Consider the following 6762-nt stretch of genomic DNA (forward strand, 5'->3'; position numbering starts at 1 on the left):
TTAGATGTTGCTGTTAAGCAATCTGGCAATTTTAATGCTACTGATACTAAGATTTCTAAACGTGGTTCTCCTTATCTTAGACGTGCTATTTGGCTTGCTGCTAGTGTTGCAGCTTTTAAGGATCCTGCTTTGTCTGTTTATTATCAAAAGCTTAGACAAAGGGGTAAAGCTCATGGTACAGCTATTGGTGCAGTTGCTAGAAAACTTACTAACATTATTTTTGCTGTTTTGAGGGATAACAAAGCTTACATACCTAATATTTAATTGTTATTTAGTTTTCTAAGCCTAATTTTTAGGCTTGTTTGACGTGCCATAAATTACAAGATTAATTATTTTCTATTTTCTCTTGACATTTGATAGCTGGTCTTGTTTAATTGTGCATGTGACTATCACAATTATACTTTAAGGAGGTTTTCTTGGTGCTTGAAGCTAAAGCTTAATCCCTCCACCTGCATAGCAGGTGGTTTATTGTTTCGCTCTCTTTCGTTCGCTCAACTCACTTAAGTGGACAATAAAAATGCTCCCAAGACTTAAGCTCAGAAGCATTATTAATTTATCTGTATTTGTAGAAGCCTTCTCCTGTCTCAATTCCCTTAAGTCCCTTGGCTTCTCTTTCTTTAAGTTTCTTAAGAGCCTTGCCCATAGGAGTTGATGGATCCTTGGCATCTTCTCTAGTGCTAGTAACATTAATTACGGTATTAATTCCTATTATATCGATCATCTCGAAAGGACCCTTTGGCGAACCTGATCCAATCTTCCAGTCCATATCTATATCTTTTGGCTCCGCAATATCATCTCCGTAAAGAGCGAGAGCTGCATCTAATAGAGGAACGAGTATTGAGTTTAAGATATAGCCGGGATTCTCTTTCTTTATAATAGCAGGATACATTCCTATATCTCTTGCAAATTGAGCTACAGTATCTATCACTTCCTTACTTGTAGTGTCATGACCCATAACTTCTGCTAGATTTTGTCTATGAATACTGTTTGCGAAGTGTAAGTGAAGGAATCTTTCTTCTCTTCCAGTGAAGTCTTTAAGCATTGATGGCATAAAGGTTGAAGAGTTTGAAGCAAGTATTGCGTCATCCTTTAAGATATCCTTAATCTTCTCATAAAAGTCCCTTTTCTCGTCAACTTTCTCTGCTATAGCCTCTATAACTAAATCAGCATCAGCAAAGGCCTCTTCTAAGTCGACTGTATATTTTAAATCTTTGTAGGCTTTTTCGTTATTTTTCTTTAACTCTTCGATCTTTTCTAAATTTATATCCTTAACATCATCAAAAAATGACCTAGGATAGTTTGGGAATTCTGCTCCGATGTATCTTGGTGCAAGTTCCAATTCTTTCGTCTAAGTCTCATATACCTTGTTAATCCTTGGCTTAGCTCTTTCAATCGAACCTTCGCTTCTTCCCCATATAGTAACGTCAAAACCATGAAAGGCAGCGGCATAGGCAATTTGAGCTCCCAAAACTCCACCGCCTGCAACAGTAACTTTTTTAATTTCCATAATATAATCTCCTTCTATGTTCTATATGATATTTACCCACTTAGGAAAATATAATTCACTAAAGTTTAAATGATTTCAATATAGAATTCATTGGAAAGACTCATTCCTTTTTTAGTAAAATAGAAATTATCATCAAGCTTATAAAAATCTTGGTCCTTGAATTTTTCTATCACATCTTGATATTTAACTAGGAAATCACAGGCAAATTTCTTCTTAAATTCTCTTAGATTTATTCCCTCGCTCTCCCTAAGTTTAAATATAATATATTCTTTCTCTCTTTCATCCTTATCTATAAATTCTTCAAAAACGATAGGATACCTAGCTTCTCTAATAGCCTTGTCATATTTTACAAAATTTCTAGTGTTGGTATATCTCTTATTAGATAAAAATCCCGAAGCTCCTAGGCCAAAGGCTATATAGTCATCTATATTCCAGTATTTCTTGTTATGGATAGACTCCTTACTAGCTTTCGCAAAATTGGATATCTCATATCTTTTAAGTCCCAATTTATCTAAGCTATCAACAAGATATGAAAATATAACTACCTCTAGGTCATCTTCCATCAGGTCTAGCTTGCCCTTTTTTATCTAAAGCATAAAATCTTGATCCTTCTTCTAGAATAAGAGAATACCATGATATGTGTTCAGGAGAAATCTTTTTTACCATAGCTAGTTCATTTTTAACAGACTTATAAGTTTGCCTTGGAAGATTGAGCATGAGGTCAAAGGATAAGTTGTCAAAGCCAGCATCCCTGATCATATCTATATCTTTTAGGGCAATATCCGCTGTATGATTTCTGCCAATTTCTTTTAAGACTTCATCATCAAAAGATTGGACACCAAGAGAAATCCTATTGATACCAATATCCTTATAGATTGCTAGTTTTTCCTTAGATATAGAGTTTGGATTACATTCTATGGTAAATTCTTTTATTTTCTCTATCTTAAATTTCTTTATTTCATTTACTATTTCTTCAATATATTTTGCATCTACATAAGAAGGAGTACCCCCACCTATGTGAATAGTATCTATTTCTATATTTAGTCTTTCTTGGTAGAGCTTAATTTCCTTTATTAAATTTTTTATATAGGGTTCAACCCTATTTTCTACATTCATATATGCACAAAAATCACAGTAATAGCACTTTTTTTGACAAAAAGGAATATGTATGTAGCATCCAACTTTTTCCATTTTTTCTCCTTTATATAAAAAAAGATGGCAATGCCATCAATTTTTAGTATATAATATTATAATTTTCTAAGCTTTGTAAAAAGATATCTCTTTTTTCCTTATCCTTATCGATAACAATGGCTTGTTCACTTATTCCTTCTTCTAATAAAACAAATAGAGTATCCAACAAGAAATTTTCGCTACCAACCACATAAAAATATGAGTCTGACCTATCATTAGCAAGCTCTTTTATTTTCTCAAGATAGTCGCTTCTACTATCTAGCCAATATTTGACTAAAAGTGATCCGTCAATATTTTCAAAATCACTTTCGTAAAGATGAGTATCCTTGGTATTTACATTTACACTTATGAATTCTGGAATATCTGTGTTATCTTCTTCAAATCTTTTTATAAGTGGCCTAATAGTTGACATTGCAAGACCTTGAGAAAGGGCAACAAGCGGTCTATTTTCTCTTTTTAAGGACATGTGAGATTTTAGCTTAAAAATTGTTACTGTATCTCCAATCTTAAGAATCGATAAAGTCTTCTTAAAAGGTGATTTTCTTATAGGAATTTTTGTAGTAAATCTAATATTCCCCTCACTTGTAAGTGTGTTTATACTTAAGTGATGAATTAGTTTTTTATTTACCTCTCCTGTCTCATCGTAACCTGGTAGAGCCAGATGAAAGCTAGAACCCTCATCCCAATTTAAATCATCGGGTTTTTCTAAGGTATATGTCCATACATACTTGTATTCTTCTTTTATATCCAAAATCTTAACTTGAAATTTATCCATAATATCTCCTTACTGATAATTGTTATCACTAAGAACAATATACTTAATTTTTAATTTTCTTCATCTGGAATATCCAGTTTTCTTTTTCCAATGTTTAATGTATCACTAATATATTTAAAAAATAGTTTATAATCATAAATCCAATTATCAATTATTCCAGACCTATAAATTCCTACAATAAATATAAATACAACTGGCAACAATATGGCTCCCATCACTCCAATAAGTTTAAGTCCAGCATAAAGAGCTATAACTGATAGAATTGGGTGTATATCTGCAGAACTTCCTATTACCTTTGGAGCTATGACTTGTCTAAGCCCAGTCCAAGCTGTCAATACAATCAATAGTCCTAAGGATTTTATGGTATTATCAAAGATAAGTAGTTCTATTATTGACCATGGCAAGAGGACTATTATAGGACCAATCATAGGAAGTAGGTCTACAAATCCTAATATTAGGGCTATTGGCATGAAGTATTGTTGGCCTATGAAAAACAGGAAAATCGCCATTATTATTGTGCACAGAAAGGCTAGTTTTAGTTGGGATTTTATATAATTCCAGGTTGAATTCTTAAAGACAGCCCTTATCAAAGAAAGGTTATTCTTTGACTTTTCTGGTATCAATAGATGGTATTTATCATAAACATTTTGCATATCGCCAAGTATTATATAAAATGCAACTACAAAAGTAATCACAAAAAATATTATTTCATTGGAGGTATTTATAAAAGCTTGGGTAAAGCCAAAGGTAATATTGATTGCGTTTTTTTGTAAGCTACCCAACCATTCATACAAAGACTTAAGTCCAGACCTTATTGTGTTTGATACATAGTCTGGCATGAGGTTAATCTGTGAATTGGCATCATTGATCCAAGTATTTACAGAAGATACAATCTTATCCCAATTGCTAATGATATTACCTACCAAGCCAGAGACTTGATTTACTATAAACTGAACAAACCATACCAAGAAAAATAATAGAAGCAAGAGCAGGATTGTACCAAGCAGGTAGGATACCGCCTTGTGTTTGATTGGCAGGATATGGTCAATCTTTCTTATAGATGGTGCCAATAATCCCACGATTACTAGAGCTAGTATTATGGGCATGAGGGCATTTAATAGGGCTGGTGCAAGGAATAATAAAAATAATATGGTTAAAATAATAATTGTTGTTCGTAAAAATATCCTTTCATAAAGTTCTTTATTTCTCATGGCATCTCCTTTAATATTTGATAATATTATTATATCATAAAGAGTGAGGAGGGCAAAATGGATATCGAAAAAATATATAGAATATACTTTGAAGATGTTTATAGATTTTTGCTCTCTTTGAGTAAAAATAAGGACGTAGCCCAGGATATAACAAGCGAAACTTTTCTAAAAGTCATAAATAATAGTAAGAAAATAGAAAATACTAGAAATATTAAGGCCTATATTTTTACTATAGCAAAAAATACTTACATCAACTACTATAATCAAAACTACCAGCTTAGCTGGTAGTTTGCACAGCGCCTATAAGGCGCGAATACCGGCACGCCCCTATTGGGGCTGTCGAGTATTCTGTCACATGCACCACTATCCCAACTACTGCTTAAGCAGTTTTTTTATTTGTTCTTATTTACTGACTTTCCCGTAAACGGGTCATAATATTCCTTTATACTTATTTGGTCAGTGTAATAATCTTCTCTTAATTGATTTTGTATATATTCTTTTATTTTCTTTTCATTTCTTCCCACTGTATCTACATAATATCCTCTACACCAAAAATGTCTGTTTCCATATTTATATTTTAGGTTGGCATGTCTATCAAATATTATTAATGAACTTTTCCCTTTCAAATATCCCATTATTTGTGATACAGAATATTTTGGTGATATTTCTACCAGCATGTGTACATGATCTGGACATAGCTCTGCTTCTATTATGTTTATTCCTTTTCTTGAACATAATTCTCGAAGTATACTGCCTATATCTTTTCTTAGTTGTCTATATATTACTTGTCTTCTATATTTTGGTGCAAAAACTATATGGTATTTACATCTCCATTTGGTATGTGATAAACTATTCTTATCCAAGTTTTAACCTCCTCGTATATTATAGTTGTAGTAATAAATACTACATTTTGTTCTCAATCCCACTTTCTTATGGGATAATAATTGTATAGATAGAGGTCGTAGTTAACCTCCTTGAAGCTAGTCTTCCCAATTTAGGGTTACGCCTCTTCTTTACGTCTTTATCAGTATGAGCTGGATAGCACATTTCGTTGCTGTATGTCTAACGAGGTTTGATTGTCGTAAAGTTCTTGAGGGTCCTTTCTCTATCTAAATTTATATTAAAGCTAGGTGATTTTATGTTTTACATTGGTGTTGATATTGCAAAATCTAACCACGAAGCCTCAATAATTGATTCTGATGGGAAACTTGTTTCTGAGTCCTTTTCTTTTTCTAATTCTATTAGGGGTTTAGAGAAGTTTCAGAAATTTATTTCCTCTTTTTCGATTGATTCTAACAATTGTATTATTGGTATGGAAGCTACTGGCCATTATTGGCTTTCGCTTTATTCTTTCTTAATTGATTTAGGTTTTTCTTGTATTGTTATTAATCCTATTCAATCTGATGCTTTTAGAAAGATGTATATTAGACAGACTAAGAATGATTCTGTTGATTCTTTTGTTATTGCTCAAATTCTTAGGTTTGGTGAGTTTTCTGTTTCTAATTTTTCTGATGAGGATACTTTTGCTTTAAGAAATCTTTCTAGGTTCAGGTTTGCTCTTGTTGATGAAGCTTCTGATTGGAAGAGAAAGCTTGTTTGTATTTTAGATCAGGTTTTCCCTGAGTATTCTTCGCTTTTTTCTAATATTTATGGTGTGGCTTCTAAGGAGCTTTTGAGTAAGTATCCTTTGCCTGAGGATATGATTTCTATTCCTGCTGATGAGCTTGCTAAGATGTTGTCTAAGTGTAGTAAGGGTCGCTTTGGTATTGATAAGGCTAAAGAAATTCAAGAGAAGGCTTCTAATTCTTTTGGTGTTAAGTTTGCTTTAAAGTCTTTTTCTTTTCAAATTAAACAGATTATTGCTCAAATTTCTTTTCTTGAAGATCAGATAGCTGATATTGAAGATGAAATTTCTTCTATGATTAATTCTTTATGCCCTGTTATTACTTCTATCACCGGTATTGGTGATGTCTTAGGTGCTGCTATTTTCTCAGAAATTGGTGATATTTCTCGTTTTGAGAGAGCTAATCAGTTGGTTGCTTATGCTGGTTTAGATGTTGCTGTTAAGCAATCTGGCA

Annotated in this window: 8 protein-coding genes and 1 pseudogene; 3 read left to right on the forward strand and 6 right to left on the reverse strand. The window is 32.6% G+C overall.

Features of this window, described 5'->3' with window-relative positions; genetic code table 11:
• The coding region (locus tag ACCQ42_RS08500) for a transposase (RefSeq protein WP_410035922.1) at window positions 1-264 on the forward strand (264 nt) is incomplete at its 5' end.
• A gap of 289 nt (window positions 265-553) precedes the next feature.
• On the opposite strand, the pseudogene ACCQ42_RS08505 reads toward ACCQ42_RS08500, so the two are convergent.
• The 5 genes and pseudogenes from ACCQ42_RS08505 to ACCQ42_RS08525 all read right to left on the reverse strand — a co-directional run bounded on the left by ACCQ42_RS08505 (window position 554) and on the right by ACCQ42_RS08525 (window position 4684).
• A pseudogene (locus ACCQ42_RS08505) lies at window positions 554-1507 on the reverse strand (3-hydroxyacyl-CoA dehydrogenase).
• A 65-nt stretch (window positions 1508-1572) separates the two neighbouring features.
• Window positions 1573-2070, reverse strand: coding sequence for a HemN (locus ACCQ42_RS08510; RefSeq protein WP_180960102.1), 498 nt, complete (start codon window positions 2068-2070; stop codon window positions 1573-1575).
• The gene (gene hemW, locus ACCQ42_RS08515) at window positions 2060-2698 is read right to left on the reverse strand and encodes a radical SAM family heme chaperone HemW (RefSeq protein ID WP_180960101.1); all 639 of its coding nucleotides are present in this window, start codon (window positions 2696-2698) and stop codon (window positions 2060-2062) included. The genes ACCQ42_RS08510 and hemW overlap by 11 nt, the downstream gene beginning before the upstream one ends.
• Window positions 2699-2741: 43 nt before the next feature.
• Window positions 2742-3473: a hypothetical protein gene (locus tag ACCQ42_RS08520; protein ID WP_004815882.1), complete on the reverse strand. Its 732-nt coding sequence runs from the start codon at window positions 3471-3473 to the stop codon at window positions 2742-2744.
• 50 nt (window positions 3474-3523) lie between these two features.
• The gene (locus ACCQ42_RS08525; protein WP_410035923.1) at window positions 3524-4684 is read right to left on the reverse strand and encodes an AI-2E family transporter; all 1161 of its coding nucleotides are present in this window, start codon (window positions 4682-4684) and stop codon (window positions 3524-3526) included.
• A gap of 57 nt (window positions 4685-4741) precedes the next feature.
• Here ACCQ42_RS08525 and ACCQ42_RS08530 point away from each other — a divergent pair, with 57 nt between their 5' ends.
• Window positions 4742-4972: an RNA polymerase sigma factor gene (locus tag ACCQ42_RS08530; protein ID WP_004815884.1), complete on the forward strand. Its 231-nt coding sequence runs from the start codon at window positions 4742-4744 to the stop codon at window positions 4970-4972.
• 104 nt (window positions 4973-5076) lie between these two features.
• On the opposite strand, the gene tnpA is transcribed toward ACCQ42_RS08530, so the two are convergent.
• Window positions 5077-5547 (reverse strand): IS200/IS605 family transposase, encoded by a 471-nt coding sequence (tnpA, locus tag ACCQ42_RS08535; protein WP_060802660.1) that lies wholly within the window; start codon window positions 5545-5547, stop codon window positions 5077-5079.
• A 275-nt stretch (window positions 5548-5822) separates the two neighbouring features.
• Between tnpA and ACCQ42_RS08540 the strand changes: the two genes are divergently transcribed.
• Window positions 5823-6762, forward strand: a 940-nt coding sequence (locus ACCQ42_RS08540) for an IS110 family RNA-guided transposase (RefSeq protein ID WP_410035924.1), incomplete at its 3' end; no start/stop codon positions are given.

The organism is Anaerococcus kampingae (genome assembly GCF_046365475.1).
In the GTDB taxonomy this organism is placed as follows: domain Bacteria; phylum Bacillota; class Clostridia; order Tissierellales; family Peptoniphilaceae; genus Anaerococcus; species Anaerococcus kampingae.